This is a genomic window from Flavobacterium sp. MMS24-S5, assembly GCF_050320125.1.
Taxonomy (GTDB): domain Bacteria; phylum Bacteroidota; class Bacteroidia; order Flavobacteriales; family Flavobacteriaceae; genus Flavobacterium; species Flavobacterium tyrosinilyticum.
Window position 1 is genome coordinate 897,890 of sequence record NZ_CP190016.1, and the last position, 16,496, is coordinate 914,385.

Sequence of the window (16,496 nt, forward strand, 5' to 3'; positions counted from 1 at the left end):
CGATAAGTTGTATATTTTTTTGAAATCAAAACTTGCTTATGCTAAGTAAAATTATATATACCCTCCTCCATCTGTTTTACTTAATTTTGAAAAAGTAAAGCTTGAAAAGATGGTAAAAACAGCCAATGCAATAAAAGTATATTGAAATGCTTTTGAAGCATCTAAATTGAAAATTCCGTCCTGAAATAAAGAAAGCGCAAGACTCGCCACCGAAACTCCAAAACTTACTGAAAGCTGTTGCATAATAACCAACATGGTATTTCCGCCGCTCGCTGTATCTTGATCTAAATCTGAAAGCGTAATCGTATTCATGGCAGACATTTGTATAGAGGTGAAAATTCCGTAAAATATCATCAGTAAAATATAGTATCCAATTGGTGTTTCTTTCGTTACAAATCCAAGAATAATTAAAACAATTCCCAACAAAATGGTGTTGCTTATCAATACTGTTCTGTAGCCAAAAAACTTTATAATATTTACCATAAAAGGCTTAACCGCAACATTTGACAAGGCAGAAGGCAACAGCAATAATCCTGATACCGATGCCGAGTAACCAAAACTGGTTTGCAACATAAGCGGTAAAAGTAATGGCAGTCCGCCAATTCCAAGTCTAGTAATTAAACTGCCCATTAATCCTATTTTTAAGGTTCTAATATTTAGAAGATGCAGGTCGATTATGGGTTTTTCCGTTTTTTTATAATGAATATAATAAAAGAGAGAAAGCAGTCCGAAGAGAAACAATAAACTTAGAATTACAATCATGTGTGGTCTTCCATTTCCGATAAGTTCTAAAACTAAAGTAATAGAAATTAATGCCAAACTGAAATAAACCAATCCTCTAAAATCGAATCTTCCTACTGCGTGCTTAAAGTTAGGCATAATGCGATACGCCATCGAAATTCCGATGAAACCAATTGGAATATTTATTAGAAAAATCCAATGCCAGCTGAAATTATCCGAGAGAAAACCGCCTAAACTTGCACCGCAACCATTCCTAACAATCCAAATAAGGTTATAAAATTCATTGTTTTAAGCAGTTCGTTTTTTGGGTATTGGTATAAAATAGCCAATCGGGCAATTGGCACCATCATAGAAGCACCAACCGCTTGTAAAACACGTGCCATATTAAGCGTATTCAAATCAACTGAAAGGGCGCAAAACAAAGATCCCATGATAAACAGAAATACGGCAATCATAAACATGGTTCTGGTGCCAAACTTATCTGCCAGCCATCCAGAAAGCGGAATAAACATGGCTAATGTGAGTGTGTAGGTTACAATAACCGAATCCATTTCGGTTGCCGAATATCCCATATTTTTGGCTATTGAAGGCAGCGAAGTATTAAGAATTGTACCATCTAAAGATTGCATAAACATTGCAATTGCCGTTACCCAAGGAAGCAGATATACTGCATTTTGTTCTTTCTTTTCTTCTTTATTATTCAGCATCTTTTAGTTTTAGACAAAAGCTTGATTTGTAAGTTTTATGTAAATTAATAAAAAAAAGCGCTCCTAAATGTTAAATCTGATTGTCTAAAATAAAAACCCGTTTGAGAATTCTCAAACGGGTTTTGACTTTAAGATTTGTCCCGTCCTGAAATAGCGATACATAAAAAAAATCGTTATGGAAGAAAGCTCAAATTATGTGAAGCGAACTCAAAAAGACTATTCTATGTCTTTTAAATTACAAATTGTCCAAGCAATAGAACAAGGACAGCTCACAGCCACTCAAGCCACAAAGAAATATGGCATCCAATGCAGAAAAACTGTTGTAGTATGGTTACGTAAATTTGGTAACTTTGATTGGGAGAACCAATCCCTTTTAAATATGCCAAAGACAGCAGAACAGAAAATCATGGAGCTTGAAGCTCAAGTCAGGTTATTAGAAAAGCAAAAGGCTTTTTTGGAGAAGCAAGCATATGTGGCAGACAAAAAAGCGATCTTGTTTGATATGATGATTGATTTAGCGGAGAAAGAATATCATATCGATATACGAAAAAACTCTCCACCCGAACAATCGACAACTTCAGAGCAAAAGAACAAAAAACAATAGCATTTACCTGTTATTTGTTCGGGATAGACAGACAGGTTTATTATCGAAAAATCAAAAGAAGAGCATCCAAAGAAAACAAAGCCAGGCAAGTCATTTTGATGGTAGATAATATCAGAGAGATAATGCCCAGAATAGGTGCTCGAAAACTATATTATCTTTTGCTGGATAAGCTTCAATTAATGAAAATAGGAAGAGATAAATTCTTTGATATACTTAGAGCCAATCATTTATTGATACAGCCAAAACGAAAGTATCATGTAACAACTAACTCACATCATAGATTTAGGAAATATCAAAATCAGCTTTTAGATTTAGAAATTAGCAGACCAGAACAAGTTTGGGTGTCTGATATCACATATATAGGAAAAAGAGATAATCCCTGTTATTTGAGTTTAGTCACAGATGCTTATTCTAAAAAGATCATGGGCTATAATGTTGCTGATAACATGAATACAGAAAGCATTCTGAAGGCTTTAAAAATGGCTCTTTGTAATAGAAACAACAAAAATTTGCCACTAATACATCATTCCGACAGAGGTATTCAATATTGTGCTAAGGAATACCAAAAACAACTTAATAAAAACCAGATCATATGTAGTATGACACAAAATTCAGACCCATATGAAAATGCAGTTGCAGAAAGGGTTAATGGAATTTTAAAACAGGAGTTTACCATTGACAAATACAGTCAAAAAGTAGAGATCATGAAAAAACTTGTAAAAGAAGCTATTAACATTTATAATGAAATCAGACCTCATTATTCAAACTATATGCTTACTCCAAATCAGATGCACAGTCAAAATTTAATTAAAATGAGGACTTATAAAACAAAAAACAGCAGTAAACATGAGTTTACTACTGTCTAAAATTGTATTTTTATTTTTTATTAATCCTGTATCACTTTTTCAGGACTAGACAATTCTATTTTTCGCTTAATATAAATAATCGGTTCCGTATCAAAAACAAACTCGTCTATTGGTTTTCGTTCTTCCCAAAGCTCTTCTATTTCATTTTCATCAGCTTCATATACACGATCGTAAGCCTGTTTAGGGAAATCATTAAAATGATTCATCGCTTCCTCCAATGGACGCAAAGTATATTTTCTGCTCGAAGCGTTTTCTACAAAAAACTTAAAACCTTTGTATGTACAAAAAGTATTTGCCCAATAAGCGCTTTCAATATCATTAAAAGAAACTTCTTTATATATATTAACTTTTTGCTCAAGTTCTGGTTTTAGTTTCAACTTTAGCATTAATTTGAGTTTCAATTTGAGTTTATCATCAATTCTAAAACCTTTCCTCAATAATTCTTCGCTGTAGTCCGCTTGTAAAATATAAAAATGATCTCTTTTCCAAAACCTAAACTCGATTCCCATATGTTTTGCAAATGAATCTCTTCTTATTCTCATAGCCGTTTTTTTTTATTTTGCTCCTAATTCTAAAAAGGAATTGAATTACAAGTATTTTTTAAGATTTTCATCATCAAAATCTAAGCGTAAAAACTCGTTCATAAGTGCTGATGGAAAAGCATAATTTGTTTTTAATTCCCATTCGTCTTCTTTAATCTCTAATTTTTCGAAGAATCTTTCCATAAGAAATTCTCTGTTTCCTTTTATGGTTATAAGAATCCATGTAGAATTATTAAATCCTTTATTTTTAGGTATGATGAATCTTTTGATTTCATCATTATTTTGTCTGTTTTGGTAAACCTCAAACATTTTTTCTGCAAATTTTAGTATCGAGTTCTTAGTCATGAAAATTAATAAAAAACCTGCAAAGTATTACGAAATAAGAGCACTGTCTAGTCCTGAAAAAGTGATACAGGATTAATAAAAAATAAAAATACAATTTTAGACAGTAGTAAACTCATGTTTACTGCTGTTTTTTGTTTTATAAGTCCTCATTTTAATTAAATTTTGACTGTGCATCTGATTTGGAGTAAGCATATAGTTTGAATAATGAGGTCTGATTTCATTATAAATGTTAATAGCTTCTTTTACAAGTTTTTTCATGATCTCTACTTTTTGACTGTATTTGTCAATGGTAAACTCCTGTTTTAAAATTCCATTAACCCTTTCTGCAACTGCATTTTCATATGGGTCTGAATTTTGTGTCATACTACATATGATCTGGTTTTTATTAAGTTGTTTTTGGTATTCCTTAGCACAATATTGAATACCTCTGTCGGAATGATGTATTAGTGGCAAATTTTTGTTGTTTCTATTACAAAGAGCCATTTTTAAAGCCTTCAGAATGCTTTCTGTATTCATGTTATCAGCAACATTATAGCCCATGATCTTTTTAGAATAAGCATCTGTGACTAAACTCAAATAACAGGGATTATCTCTTTTTCCTATATATGTGATATCAGACACCCAAACTTGTTCTGGTCTGCTAATTTCTAAATCTAAAAGCTGATTTTGATATTTCCTAAATCTATGATGTGAGTTAGTTGTTACATGATACTTTCGTTTTGGCTGTATCAATAAATGATTGGCTCTAAGTATATCAAAGAATTTATCTCTTCCTATTTTCATTAATTGAAGCTTATCCAGCAAAAGATAATATAGTTTTCGAGCACCTATTCTGGGCATTATCTCTCTGATATTATCTACCATCAAAATGACTTGCCTGGCTTTGTTTTCTTTGGATGCTCTTCTTTTGATTTTTCGATAATAAACCTGTCTGTCTATCCCGAACAAATAACAGGTAAATGCTATTGTTTTTTGTTCTTTTGCTCTGAAGTTGTCGATTGTTCGGGTGGAGAGTTTTTTCGTATATCGATATGATATTCTTTCTCCGCTAAATCAATCATCATATCAAACAAGATCGCTTTTTTGTCTGCCACATATGCTTGCTTCTCCAAAAAAGCCTTTTGCTTTTCTAATAACCTGACTTGAGCTTCAAGCTCCATGATTTTCTGTTCTGCTGTCTTTGGCATATTTAAAAGGGATTGGTTCTCCCAATCAAAGTTACCAAATTTACGTAACCATACTACAACAGTTTTTCTGCATTGGATGCCATATTTCTTTGTGGCTTGAGTGGCTGTGAGCTGTCCTTGTTCTATTGCTTGGACAATTTGTAATTTAAAAGACATAGAATAGTCTTTTTGAGTTCGCTTCACATAATTTGAGCTTTCTTCCATAACGATTTTTTTTATGTATCGCTATTTCAGGACGGGACACACATTAAAATAAAAACCCGTTTGAGAAATTCTCAAACGGGTTTTTAAAGTTACTTAGTGTTCTTTATAGAAATTACCTAAAATCAGCAATGTTTTTATACTTATAAACAAACTCATTTGCTTGCTTATTTCCTGGCAGATTATACTTTACTACTATCTCATAATTTCCATGTCTCATGAATTGGAAATTATTATTATGAAATCGTTGAGAAAGTGCCATAATACCAGCATCTCCGTTAACGTATGAGTTAACTATTTGGTTGTTTAAATCAGCCCAGTCTTCCTTATAGAAAAATGGCATATTGTAATTAAATGGGAAATTTCCTTTTGTATATGACTGATTGATATTGTTTTCTAAACTAACCGTATAATAAGAACTAAGCGGAATTGCTTTGGCTGGAACCACACCCAACTCGTTAGTGTCTCTATTGGTTATCGTGAAAGTACCGTTTAAAGGATAATCTTTGTATAAATACGGATAAATATCTACTAGGTAATATTGATCATTCAACTTAGATTCTGCCGTTATTACAGCTTTATTATCGCTATAAGCTACACCCATAAGATCAACTATATCAAAGGCTTCTTGACTCGAAATAGTATTGCTCAAATAAATAACATCTGAATCTAAAATTCCGAAGTTATAGTTTTGAGTACTGATCGCATTCATCTTAGACGCAAAAGTTCTGTACTTACTGGTATTGAATGAATAAGTTAGACGTTCGATAGTTCCTTCAGATTTAGACACGGCATCGGCTTGATTTTCTTTTATTTGTATGTCGTTGCCTTCATCGCTAATGGTATTTGTTTTTGTATTCGCTGCTGTATTTCTTGTTACATTCTGCTTTAAATTACTAACGATAGAGAAATTATATTTCTTTTCCTGATCGATATTTGGCAAGTTATAATAGACTTCATTTGAAGTAGTATCATAGTTAAACGCAACCGCTTTTGCATTAGGAATTCCGTCTTGCTCTACCTTTATACTAGTTTCCCAATTAGAGTCTTCAAACAAATAATCCTGACCACGCTTCAACTGAATATATCCTTTTGGATACTCTTCTTCAAGGAAATATTTTTGCTCTACAATTGGATAAGAGTATTTAATATTATTAAGCGGAATATGGTTTGGCGCACCTCCTGTTGTAAATATTCTTTCTTCAAATTCTGTGGCCACTTTTCCGTCTACTTTTATAGGTTGGAAAGAACCATTTACCATTTTTTGGAAACTTACCTCAACTTGAACTTTCAATTCTTTATTTGGAGGAAGAATGTCGCTTGAGACAAAATTAACTCTGTCTTTAGTTGTACTCCATTCAAAAACCCCAGGAATTTCTTTTGTGCCATCAAATACTTTGAATTTCTCTAAAATTATTTTGTAGGTCACATCACCCGAATCCTCAGGGATTACAAAAGCTTCATTAACTTTCATTGAAAATGCAGCTTGTGGCACAGCAAAAACATCAATATCTGTCGAACTTTGCTTTGGAGTTACATCGGTTATTAATTTAATTCCTCCCAATGGCGATGGATTTTCAAATTGACATTCTTCACCAATTTCAAATTTAAACCTGAATTTTCCTTTTATCAGTCCACCTAAGATATTCATATTTCCAGCCATATACCCTCTCATCCAAACTGGATTTGGCAGTTTTGCCTGCAATAAAACTGCGGCTCCTCCAGAAATAATTGGAACCTTTAATTTTAAGAAAGATAATTTAACTCTAATTCCAAGTTCTCCTTGCAAATAAGCATAAGATTGTCCGTTAGCGTACCAACCATTTATACCTACACGACTTCCTGTGTTGGAACATCTTGCTTCCTGATAATCTTTAAGCATAATATCGAATCCCATTCCTGCTTGAAAACGTGCGTAGAAAAGTAAGAAACTTAAATCTCCTGTATCAAAATCTAGACTGGCTCCAAAGGCTATACCTCCTCCATTTGCCAATTCATTTTCGTTACGCATATAATCCAGTTCTTTTAAATCGACACCTAAAATTTGAGCTACTTGTGGAGGAGGCGCTGGACTGCCCGGAAGTACCGTTCCTGCCATAAAATAACTTGTAGTTTTTAAGTACATACCAGCAACTCCAATTTTAATTCCGCATCGGTCTTTTGGTGTTCCCATGTACATGTACCAATCTTTTGGATCTTTATGGAAAACTCCCCAAACGGCTCTTCCTCCTTCTCCAATTCCCGAAAGGAAATTTCCTGGTGTATTGATATAGACATCGGTAGTGGCATGCATCGATTTGTTTTCGAAATCAAATTCGACAGCTGCTGCCATTTTTATTCCTACTGCAGCAGATAAATCTCCAGGAATTGCTTCTTTAGCTTCTGGAATATATTTGCTGGCAAAAGATCCTTTAAGGTCATTTTCTGTAATTCCTAAAAAGCTTTTCTTAGCAGTAACATTTGAAGCTACTTTACCCATTAAATCGGTAACATTTTTAAGACCTGGAATTTTAGCCATAACATTGGCTTTACCAAAAATAGCTAATCTGTTTATTCCTCCTTTTGAGTTAAATGCCATTTCAAATCCAGCTTCACCATCGCAAATTGTTTCTGCTCCTACGTGAAAATAAATTAAAGCCTTAATTCCTAAACTTATTTTCTCATCTGGCGTGTAGCTTAATCCGGAAGGAGAAAATTCGCCAATGGCAATATCTTGATTTCTATGCATTTTGTAATAGGCTCCTCCACCAAAACCTGTAATCATAAAAGGCACACCTGGCGTTGGAGGAAACTTAACCGCTCCATCAAAATACCAATATCTAAAAGTAGTACGTCCGAAAATTGCTTTTGCTTTTACATTAACAACATCCACAACGTCGACTTCAACATCTGCATTAAATCCATCTCCATATACAGGGTCTTTTTCCATTAGGATAAGACCACCTTTAATAGTTAATCCACTAAACTTGCAATCTATGTTTATGGCCGAAAGATCCAGACCAGCGTATCGGCTTTTTTGCCTATACCCATCGTCGTACATCTTACCCTTTATTCCAATTCTTGCGGTTGCTCCTGCTCCAATGCTTTCCATTAAATTAATTCCTAAATCAAAATCAATTCGGGAATCATCTCCATTAATGGCTACATTAATATTTCCGATCGAAACAGGGAAATTACCAAAACCAACGGTCCCTTTATATCCCATATTTCTAACAGAAATGATAGGCGAAACGGTCTGTAATTGCAGGTTCTCAAACGTAATTCCTTTAAAGTCTACTGTTTTCTTGCCTTCGACATCTTTATCGTCAGTTGCTCCTTTATTGGTTCCAAAAGAAACCGAACCGTTTAGATTGGCTTTAGGCAAAAATCGTCCGTTGACTAATTTTAACTCGACAGAACTATTGGGCAGCAATAATGCTTTTGCTTTCCAGATATCAAAAGCTATGGAATCTTTTGTTATCACAACCAATTGCTGCTCTTCCATAGAAATAAATCCGTTGTATTCTAAACCAGCTCTATTGGTCTGTTTTGGTTTAGCAGCATCGGTTCCTGTTGCAGCAGCCGTTCCTGTATTGGTTGCAGGAGTTGTAGCCGTTTCTTTTTTCTCTGGTGCAGCTTTGCTAATTGGTAAAAGAATCTGTCCTTTTAAATTTGCTTTTACGAAAGTATTTGCCGCAATAGTCACATCAATATGGTCTAACGAATAAGCCCATGATTTTTCCTGACTGGTTATTCCTCGATCTAAAGGAAAAACATTATCTGCATAGAAAGTTCCCGAAACTCCAAATTTATCTATAATAAGATTTTGTGCCCCCACATGAAGCCTTTCTTTACTTGATGCCGTATCGGTTGTTTGAAATTCCTTGGGCAGACCTACGTCAAAAGTCTGGACAAAAACTCCTTTCCACGATTCCTGACTTGGAACCAAAAGCGAATTTTTTGCATAATACTCTGGAAAAACAACTACAGGATCATTTTTTAAATCACTTAAATCCAATACTGCATTGCTTACCAAAAACTGGAAATTACCATCAAAATCTTTTCCGTTTCGTTTGTCTTTTAATACGAAAGGCTGCAGACTTACATTTAATAAAATATCATTCCAGCTGCCTGCTGTAAAACTAAATTCTCCTCTAACTCTATTGGGTATTGCAACCGTTTTTCCGTTATAATACGTTTTTGGAACTGTCGTTTTTGCTTCGTCAACCGTTTTAGTCAACGGATCGATTGGCAGAATTAGATCTCTAGAAAACTCAACAGCGCCAGAAATCTTCATTTCTTTAAAACCATCACAATCAATCTTTACATATGTCAGGTCGTTTACCTTTCCAGTCGCCATTTCGAAACCTCCATATAAAGAAACCTGCCATTTATCTTCGTTAAACGGAATATCAACATTGCCTAGCAATACCAATTTGGCTTCGCCCATAATACCTCCTTGATGCGATAATTTAACATTATCTGCACCAAAGAAAAGCTGCATGGGCTGTCCGGTTTTTTTATCTTTCTGAGGAATATCAACTCTACAGAAAACAGTCAGCGTTGTGTACTCTGGCGTAAAAGTAGCCTTTGTAATTCCGATAGAATATTGAATATTATTTACCGTATTACGAATACCAATAGGCAGTTCTACCAAATCTTGATTTGAAAATTTATCTACCCAACGGTCAGCGGCTTCAATCTTTTGTATCGAACTTGAAGCTACACTTAATTCTTTTGGTGGCTGAATTTCCTGCCCATAAGAAAAAACAACCGAAAGCAAGATAAGCAGTGTTGCAAAATGTATTTTGTAATTTTTTTTCATAAGCAAATCATTCTGTTTTTTTGAAAAATAAAGCATACCGACTTCTTTTATATTTTTACTCTTTCGAACAGTAAAAGAGTTTATTTGACTATTAATTATTCTTTAAAAACTTAAAATCGACTTCACCATCCTTAACATTTTTAACTGCTAAATCATGATAGAATGGAATTAGTTTGATTTTTATTTCTTCAATTATTACTGCATCTGCTTTTTTCTCTTTCATCATTTTAAAGAAATCCCCAAGCTCTTCTTTATTAAAAGCAGAAAGGTTTTCATTTTGACGAAGCTGATCTACAGGTGTATTTGAAAGTATTCCAATCTCATTAAGCATCCATCGATGAACTAATAAAGGCTGTAATTTTTTATTTTTTCTGTCTACGAGTTTTAAGTACGAATTATAACTCACTTTATCTGTGACGTCTTTTTCGTCTACACCATGCATCTTATGTTTGTTTACTCTTCCTAGAGCCATCACATAATCATTCTCATATCCTTCGTCTTTACGAACCATTTCTTCTCTTAAACTTTTTACCGTTTCATGAATGTAATTGTCGTATTTATTTAAGATGTCATTATTTAAATCGTATGCTTTTAAATAATTCAATGCTTTTTCTTTGAAGCTATCATCATCTGGCGTCAAAGTCGTAAGCGTAAGAAGATGTTGCAATTCTTCTGAATCTTCTTTTGGCATCGGACGAAGCGCTGACTGCATATCGTGAAGTTGCTGTATAATTTCGTCTCTCGTTCCTTCGTACGTTTTGTCTTTATGATTTATTTTTAGAATAGGATTTAAAACTTCTTCTTTTTCTTTTTTAGGCTCTTTTTTGGCAGGAAGTTTAATTTTATCCAATGAACAGGTGTAATTTAAAGTAGCCGTCAAATCATTAAATTTCTCTGTATTCGTACTGCTTCTAAACATTGAAATAACATTTAAACCAAAATTATGTCTCTGATACATTACATAACTATTGTTAAACTTGATTCCAAATACAGAACTTGAATTCATATTTCCTTGCGAATTATTATAAAGAAACCCAAGGTTTGTATTTAGCTTGTCTTTGAATAGTTTCTTTGATGCTCCAACTGAAGCTCCCATAGATGAATTATTGTTTCGGCTCACTTCATTTTTGGTATAATTAAGCGAACTGTTTAAAGCGACTTTTGTTGCAAGAAAACTAACCGTATGCGCCAAATTATAATTTTGAACCGTGCTCGCCTGACCTTTTCTAATCACACCTCCTTGCTCGTTGGCCTGACCTGCAATACTATAATTAAAGTTTAAATTTTGATTTCTTTTTTTTCCGAAAGCATAAGACATATTCACATTAGCATTTTGAGACAATTGTCTGTAATCTAAAGTATCTGCCTGCACTACATTTGGATTATTTATCAATTCAAACTGATCTAATTTTTTATTGGTATAAGTAGAAAAATTAGAATAACTACCCGTAATGTTGATTTGATCTGTAACTCTATAATTCATGTTGATAGATCCGACAACACGTTTTGTATCTTGTTTTTTAACTTTTTCTAAATCATCTTTTTGAAATCCTAAACTAGTCGAGACTGTTATTTTATCATGATAAAAAGGTCTCGCAAAACGCAACGCGATGTTTTCTAAATCATTATTAAAATATAATGCTCCAAGCGTATTGTAATTAGGATCAATGCGCTCGTAAGTTAATCCGACAGTGCTTTTCTGAATATTATAATCGAAATTAACATTGAAAGCGTTCATATAACTCGTACTTTCTTTACCAGAGAATATTTTATCTCGAAAACCTCCGCCCGAAAGACTTTCACTTCTAGTGTCATCTGTTAATACAGACAAGGCATACTCGACATTTAAATTTAAATTTTTCACTACCGAAGTGCTAAAAATCAAACTGTTTACAAAGTTTTCTTTTGGCGTAACTCCGTTATCATTTACCATGTTTAATGAACTGGCATCGTCTTTGGCATAAAAACCAATCCAACCTAATTTATATTGCGCTTTCTCAAAACCTACTTTAGCTCCATAACCAAAACGCTGATAAATCGGAATTTCTCCTGAAGCATTTTCTGCAGAAACGGCTTTAAGCAGCTGTCCTCCCATTAACGACACTTTAAACGGACTGTTTGGCGTCAGTTCTAATCCAACTCCTTTAAATGGATAACCGCTTAATGTATAAGGTGAAAATGTCATACTCACATTTCCAATATAAGCCTTTACCCATTTGTATTTGGGCATAATACTTAATCTGTTAAAATCAAATGGAGCAGTATATCCTAAATTATCTCCTTGATTGGTAAAACTATAAAACAACGGAACGCTAAAATTGAAAGCACTAATATTCAAACTCCCTGAAAACAGATAAGTGAAAGGTTCACGTGAATTTTCCATATTTGAATTGTAGTACATCATATTGGCATTAATATTACCCGTCACCTTAAAATTAGGTTTATAAAAATTCTCCAAATCTACGTCCTGTGCATATCCTTTCCTGCAAAAACAACAGGCCAAAACAATACATAACCCAAACAAGATTTTATTATTCTTTATCTTCATTTAGCGGTTATTGTTTTTGGACTTTGATGTCGCATAAAATATAAGAACTTGCACCGTTCTTTACCATTTCTTTTATTTTAATGGCGCCTTTTCTGCCGTCTTGTGTTTTAAATAAAATGATTCTCGGATAAGTAAATCCAAATTCCTGTGCTCCTCCAGCGCTATAATTTATGTTTAATGCTTTTATAGGCGTGTCATTTACCATACTGTCGAATTGTGCTTCGGTAAAATTTAAACCGCAATTACACAAGCTTTGAGAATTTACAAAAATGGTGCTTTGTGCATTTTTTAATGCTAAAAAACCATAGTTATTGGCCTGATCTGGTGAGATGAATCTGTTATAGGTAAAATTGCTGTTTAAACCTTGAAATACGATATCAACTAGACTGCTATTCTCATCGTTAATTTCGTTTGCCTTATAAACTTCGCGTGTAACTGTCGAGAACATGGCACCAATATTATTGCCGTTATGTGCTGTGTTAATTCCTAATTTTACATTAGTAAATGTTCGCAGATTTGTATCGGGCAGAACTGTAATAGTCGATTTGAAAATCTGACTTGTTTTATCATTAAAAGCTTCTAAAGTAACTTCATGAGCACCTGCACTTGTAAAAACCACAGTCGGATTCTCTTCTGTAGAAACAGCTGGATTTCCGCCTTCAAATGTCCATTTGTAATGGGTTGCACTTACAGATTTGTTTGTAAAATTAATTGTTACAGGAGCTTCATAATCATCATCTTCAAACTTTGGCTCATAGGTAAACAAACTTACCAAATACGGAGCAACAGTAATGGTTTTAGTCTGTTTTTCAGATTCAAAACCATTTGACACCGTCAAAGTTATTAGGTGTTCTCCAGGAGTTGTAAAGACAACATTTGGAGGTGTTTTCCCTGAAAAAGAAGCTGGCAAACCGTCTTGAAATTCCCAATTAAAAGTCAAGCCTTCTCCAATAGTAGCATTCTTTAAAATTACCTCAACAGGAGAGTAATTGCTTTTTACAATTTCATGTGTAAACTCAATATTAATGCCTTCTTTTATTACAACAGTTTGAGTAAATTCTCTACTCTCACCATCTACATTTTTTGCTATTACTTTAATGGTATAGGTTCCCTGTTTGCTGTATAAAATCTCGCCTGGATTTTTAGAATTTGAAACAGAAGGGTTTCCGCCCTCAAATGTCCATTCATATGTATCTGCACCCGTTATTTTATTATCAATTTTAATAATAACGGGTATAGATTCATCTTGATCAACATACGAAGTCGTGAACTCACCTTCTATGACTATAGCAGTTTCCTGATAACAAGAAGTAATAACGAAAAGTAAGAATAAGAGTAAAGTTTTTTTCATTCAGTGCATTTTAAAACACTGCAGCTATTAAAAAACTGCAGTGTTTTTTATTCTCTATTTTGAATTCTATTGATTAAAAATTACAGATAACGTTTGATAATTTTATCTATAGAAATAGCCCAAACAATATTGTTTTTATAACCAATTGCTTTGATCGCTTGAGTATTGGTGTAATCAAGTGTCCATGTTTTAGCTCCATCTACTGTTTTGTAAATTTTATTTTCTAAAACTGCCCAACCGGTATTAGCATCTTTAAATACCAATTTTGTGAATTTCTCTCCACTATAAATTTTAGTCCAAGTATCACCGCCATCTGTAGTTTTGTAAATGGTAGAGTTATTAATTAAAAAATAACCATTTGCCTTATCTGCAAAAGATACTTCTGCTGCTAAAGTATTTGGCTCACTTGCAAAATAATGTTCCTTCCAACCCTCAGTTTCATTATTTTTAAATAAAATAAAAGGATAATATATATTTTCCACTTTTTTCATACCAATAGCCCAAATATGATCATTGTCAATTTCATCAGATTTGATTATAGATCCTGAATCGAAACCTTTATCAAGAAAATGAGCATCATAGACTTGTGAAAACTCAACTCCATCAGCTGTACTATAAACATCTCCGTATGAAGTAATTATAGTTCCCTTTTTCATATCATCATCAACATAAACAGAGTAATAAATACCCTTTGTTGTTGCGCTGATAAATTCCATTGTTGGAGAACCTCCAACTGGTACCTTTTGAATTCCAAATGCTGTATCTGCCCAGCCTTCGTCATTTTTAGTAGCCGAAAAAGCCCCAGAAAAACCAGTTCTTCCCCATTCTACAAAAGTAATACCTCCGTCAATCGTTCTGTAAACTCCACTTGCTCCATAATCAGCCATAGAATAGTACATTATTTTATCGCTAACGACTTGAACACTATAGACTTTATTTTCATTTTTCAGAACATTGTCCATTGTAAACCAATCAGTAGTAGATGATTTAGGTAAAACGCCTATATTTCCTTTATAATCATTCTTAACTTCATTCGTAATGGTCCTATTTTCAATTGTTAAAGACAATTGCGGAACTAGTTTTTCAGTTGACGGCAGTTTGAATACAATCTCAGTAGCTGTCGACGAAACGACTGCTGCAGAAACACCATCAAAAGCAATTTTAATATCGCTTATCTTATCGGAAAAATTTTCACCAAAGATTGTAATAGTTTCTCCAGCTTCTCCAAAGTTTTTAGAGTAGGATGTTACTTTTGCTGCTTTTATTACAACAACTGGTGGTTCTGGAGTTGAAGTGCTATCTGAATCCGAGCTACAGCTACCTAGTACCATAAAAAGTTGCAATACTGCGGCTAATAAGACTGTTTTTTTCATTTTAATTATTTTATACATTTTTTTAAATTCTATTTAGACTGACTTCCTAAAGTATATCCATTTCCAACCAAAACTCTCGCAATATTCATTGCTGTTATATCTTTGCTCATTTTGTAACCTGTAGGGTTTCCTCTATTGTCGAAAGTCGCTTTGAACACTTTCCCATTGAATGTAATCACTTCCTGATTTAGTAGTTTTTCATATCCTGAGAACATACCGCCTCTGGCAAACCAAGTTCCTACTAAATTATTATCTAGGTTCCATTACTTCATATTTTAAATCTCCATTTTGAGAAGGTGATGTCACTCTGATAAACCCGATTCTTTTATCGTCTATATCTTTATTTTGTGCCTTAATGCTAAAGATTGTACCATAATCATCAATCGCTAACTGATAAGTATCTGCAATTTTACCAGCATTATCTATTTCGCCTTGAACGCCCAAACGCTTTGCAGCTATACCTGCTGATTCACCATTGATAAAACTTTCAATTGCTTCTTTGTTTAAACCTTCTGCTCCTACCATACCTCTATCCAATAATTCATAGACTATACTGCGGTCGTAATTAAAGGCACTAAATTTTCTGCTTTTGTTCTTAAATTCTAATTCGTTCGATTTCCCCGTCGCTTCATCTTTAATTTCAATCCATGGCAATACCATAGAATCTTCGTTTGGAGCTTTCTTTAGTTCTGCCGTAATTGAGTAACTTTTATCTAAACTAAAAATGGTAAAAAGAGGTTTTTTACCTTCTACAAAACCTATTGTTTTTTCGTCTAGTTTTAGTTCTCCTTTATCAATTTTTAATTTTTGTGTAAACCCACCAATGCTAATTAGCATTACTATTAGGGTTAAAAGATTTTTTTTCATTTGTTAGTTTTTGTTTTTTTTTGTTATACAAAGTATTTATTTCTTACTTTTATTCCTATATACTAATATTCAGTTTCTAAAATTTCAATTAGCTCGTTTAATAAATTAAACTCACCATTCCATTCTGCATCTCATTTGCAATTCCTCTTCTACATAGGTATTTATTAACCATTGTTTATAGTGAGTATAATTGTCATTTCTACAAACTCGCATAATAATAAGTTTTTTAAAATAAAGAAGGCCAACTCCAAAATAGTCTCCCAAATTCATCTGATCTTTTTTACTTAATTTTGTATCAGCAATTATAACATCCCAAGTTTCAACTCCTCTTTGATTTTTCAATAGCTTCTAAGTTTTTAC

The 16,496-nt window shown here is 33.4% G+C and carries 15 protein-coding genes; 2 read left to right on the forward strand and 13 right to left on the reverse strand.

Annotated features, from left to right (window positions below):
* Positions 1 to 51 precede the first annotated feature (51 nt).
* Both ACPWTF_RS03880 and ACPWTF_RS03885 read right to left on the reverse strand, forming a co-directional pair.
* Positions 52 to 894, reverse strand: a complete 843-nt coding sequence (locus ACPWTF_RS03880) for an MFS transporter (RefSeq protein ID WP_427874496.1) — start codon at positions 892 to 894, stop codon at positions 52 to 54.
* 77 nt (positions 895 to 971) lie between these two features.
* Complete coding sequence (locus tag ACPWTF_RS03885; RefSeq protein WP_427874497.1) at positions 972 to 1,448, reverse strand: MFS transporter; 477 nt, start codon at positions 1,446 to 1,448, stop codon at positions 972 to 974.
* Between the two features lie 175 nt (positions 1,449 to 1,623).
* On the opposite strand from ACPWTF_RS03885, the gene ACPWTF_RS03890 reads away from it, so the two are divergent.
* Together ACPWTF_RS03890 and ACPWTF_RS03895 are read left to right on the forward strand one after the other, a co-directional pair.
* The gene (locus ACPWTF_RS03890) at positions 1,624 to 2,052 is read left to right on the forward strand and encodes a helix-turn-helix domain-containing protein (RefSeq protein ID WP_320493932.1); all 429 of its coding nucleotides are present in this window, start codon (positions 1,624 to 1,626) and stop codon (positions 2,050 to 2,052) included.
* A gap of 14 nt (positions 2,053 to 2,066) precedes the next feature.
* On the forward strand, positions 2,067 to 2,918 hold the full coding sequence (locus ACPWTF_RS03895; protein ID WP_427874308.1) for an IS3 family transposase: 852 nt from the start codon (positions 2,067 to 2,069) through the stop codon (positions 2,916 to 2,918).
* 20 nt (positions 2,919 to 2,938) lie between these two features.
* Here ACPWTF_RS03895 and ACPWTF_RS03900 read toward each other — a convergent pair whose 3' ends face one another.
* The 11 genes from ACPWTF_RS03900 to ACPWTF_RS03950 all read right to left on the reverse strand — a co-directional run bounded on the left by ACPWTF_RS03900 (position 2,939) and on the right by ACPWTF_RS03950 (position 16,478).
* On the reverse strand, positions 2,939 to 3,460 hold the full coding sequence (locus ACPWTF_RS03900) for a guanylate kinase (protein WP_427874498.1): 522 nt from the start codon (positions 3,458 to 3,460) through the stop codon (positions 2,939 to 2,941).
* A gap of 45 nt (positions 3,461 to 3,505) precedes the next feature.
* The gene (locus ACPWTF_RS03905; RefSeq protein ID WP_427874499.1) at positions 3,506 to 3,769 is read right to left on the reverse strand and encodes a hypothetical protein; all 264 of its coding nucleotides are present in this window, start codon (positions 3,767 to 3,769) and stop codon (positions 3,506 to 3,508) included.
* A gap of 132 nt (positions 3,770 to 3,901) precedes the next feature.
* A complete protein-coding gene (locus tag ACPWTF_RS03910; protein ID WP_427874308.1) occupies positions 3,902 to 4,753 on the reverse strand; it encodes an IS3 family transposase in 852 nt (283 codons plus the stop codon).
* 14 nt (positions 4,754 to 4,767) lie between these two features.
* A complete protein-coding gene (locus tag ACPWTF_RS03915) occupies positions 4,768 to 5,196 on the reverse strand; it encodes a helix-turn-helix domain-containing protein (protein ID WP_320493932.1) in 429 nt (142 codons plus the stop codon).
* A 112-nt stretch (positions 5,197 to 5,308) separates the two neighbouring features.
* Positions 5,309 to 9,997: a hypothetical protein gene (locus ACPWTF_RS03920; RefSeq protein WP_427874500.1), complete on the reverse strand. Its 4,689-nt coding sequence runs from the start codon at positions 9,995 to 9,997 to the stop codon at positions 5,309 to 5,311.
* Between the two features lie 91 nt (positions 9,998 to 10,088).
* Positions 10,089 to 12,545 (reverse strand): hypothetical protein, encoded by a 2,457-nt coding sequence (locus ACPWTF_RS03925; RefSeq protein WP_427874501.1) that lies wholly within the window; start codon positions 12,543 to 12,545, stop codon positions 10,089 to 10,091.
* Between the two features lie 7 nt (positions 12,546 to 12,552).
* Positions 12,553 to 13,896 carry a PKD domain-containing protein gene (locus ACPWTF_RS03930; protein WP_427874502.1) on the reverse strand — a complete coding sequence of 448 codons (1,344 nt, stop codon included), beginning with the start codon at positions 13,894 to 13,896 and terminating at the stop codon, positions 12,553 to 12,555.
* A gap of 80 nt (positions 13,897 to 13,976) precedes the next feature.
* Complete coding sequence (locus ACPWTF_RS03935; RefSeq protein ID WP_427874503.1) at positions 13,977 to 15,269, reverse strand: IPT/TIG domain-containing protein; 1,293 nt, start codon at positions 15,267 to 15,269, stop codon at positions 13,977 to 13,979.
* 29 nt (positions 15,270 to 15,298) lie between these two features.
* Positions 15,299 to 15,484: a hypothetical protein gene (locus tag ACPWTF_RS03940; protein ID WP_427874504.1), complete on the reverse strand. Its 186-nt coding sequence runs from the start codon at positions 15,482 to 15,484 to the stop codon at positions 15,299 to 15,301.
* A gap of 34 nt (positions 15,485 to 15,518) precedes the next feature.
* Positions 15,519 to 16,136, reverse strand: a complete 618-nt coding sequence (locus ACPWTF_RS03945) for a hypothetical protein (protein WP_427874505.1) — start codon at positions 16,134 to 16,136, stop codon at positions 15,519 to 15,521.
* 111 nt (positions 16,137 to 16,247) lie between these two features.
* Positions 16,248 to 16,478: a hypothetical protein gene (locus ACPWTF_RS03950; protein ID WP_427874506.1), complete on the reverse strand. Its 231-nt coding sequence runs from the start codon at positions 16,476 to 16,478 to the stop codon at positions 16,248 to 16,250.
* Positions 16,479 to 16,496 lie beyond the last annotated feature (18 nt).

Coding starts and splice junctions, on each gene's coding strand:
- ACPWTF_RS03890 (WP_320493932.1), top strand. CDS start 1,624: ATGGAAGAAAGCTCAAATTATGTGAAGCGAACTCAAAAAGACTATTCT.
- ACPWTF_RS03900 (WP_427874498.1), bottom strand. CDS start 3,460: ATGAGAATAAGAAGAGATTCATTTGCAAAACATATGGGAATCGAGTTT.
- ACPWTF_RS03925 (WP_427874501.1), bottom strand. CDS start 12,545: ATGAAGATAAAGAATAATAAAATCTTGTTTGGGTTATGTATTGTTTTG.
- ACPWTF_RS03905 (WP_427874499.1), bottom strand. CDS start 3,769: ATGTTTGAGGTTTACCAAAACAGACAAAATAATGATGAAATCAAAAGA.
- ACPWTF_RS03880 (WP_427874496.1), bottom strand. CDS start 894: ATGGCGTATCGCATTATGCCTAACTTTAAGCACGCAGTAGGAAGATTC.
- ACPWTF_RS03915 (WP_320493932.1), bottom strand. CDS start 5,196: ATGGAAGAAAGCTCAAATTATGTGAAGCGAACTCAAAAAGACTATTCT.
- ACPWTF_RS03935 (WP_427874503.1), bottom strand. CDS start 15,269: ATGAAAAAAACAGTCTTATTAGCCGCAGTATTGCAACTTTTTATGGTA.
- ACPWTF_RS03885 (WP_427874497.1), bottom strand. CDS start 1,448: ATGCTGAATAATAAAGAAGAAAAGAAAGAACAAAATGCAGTATATCTG.
- ACPWTF_RS03930 (WP_427874502.1), bottom strand. CDS start 13,896: ATGAAAAAAACTTTACTCTTATTCTTACTTTTCGTTATTACTTCTTGT.
- ACPWTF_RS03920 (WP_427874500.1), bottom strand. CDS start 9,997: ATGAAAAAAAATTACAAAATACATTTTGCAACACTGCTTATCTTGCTT.
- ACPWTF_RS03940 (WP_427874504.1), bottom strand. CDS start 15,484: ATGTTCTCAGGATATGAAAAACTACTAAATCAGGAAGTGATTACATTC.
- ACPWTF_RS03945 (WP_427874505.1), bottom strand. CDS start 16,136: ATGAAAAAAAATCTTTTAACCCTAATAGTAATGCTAATTAGCATTGGT.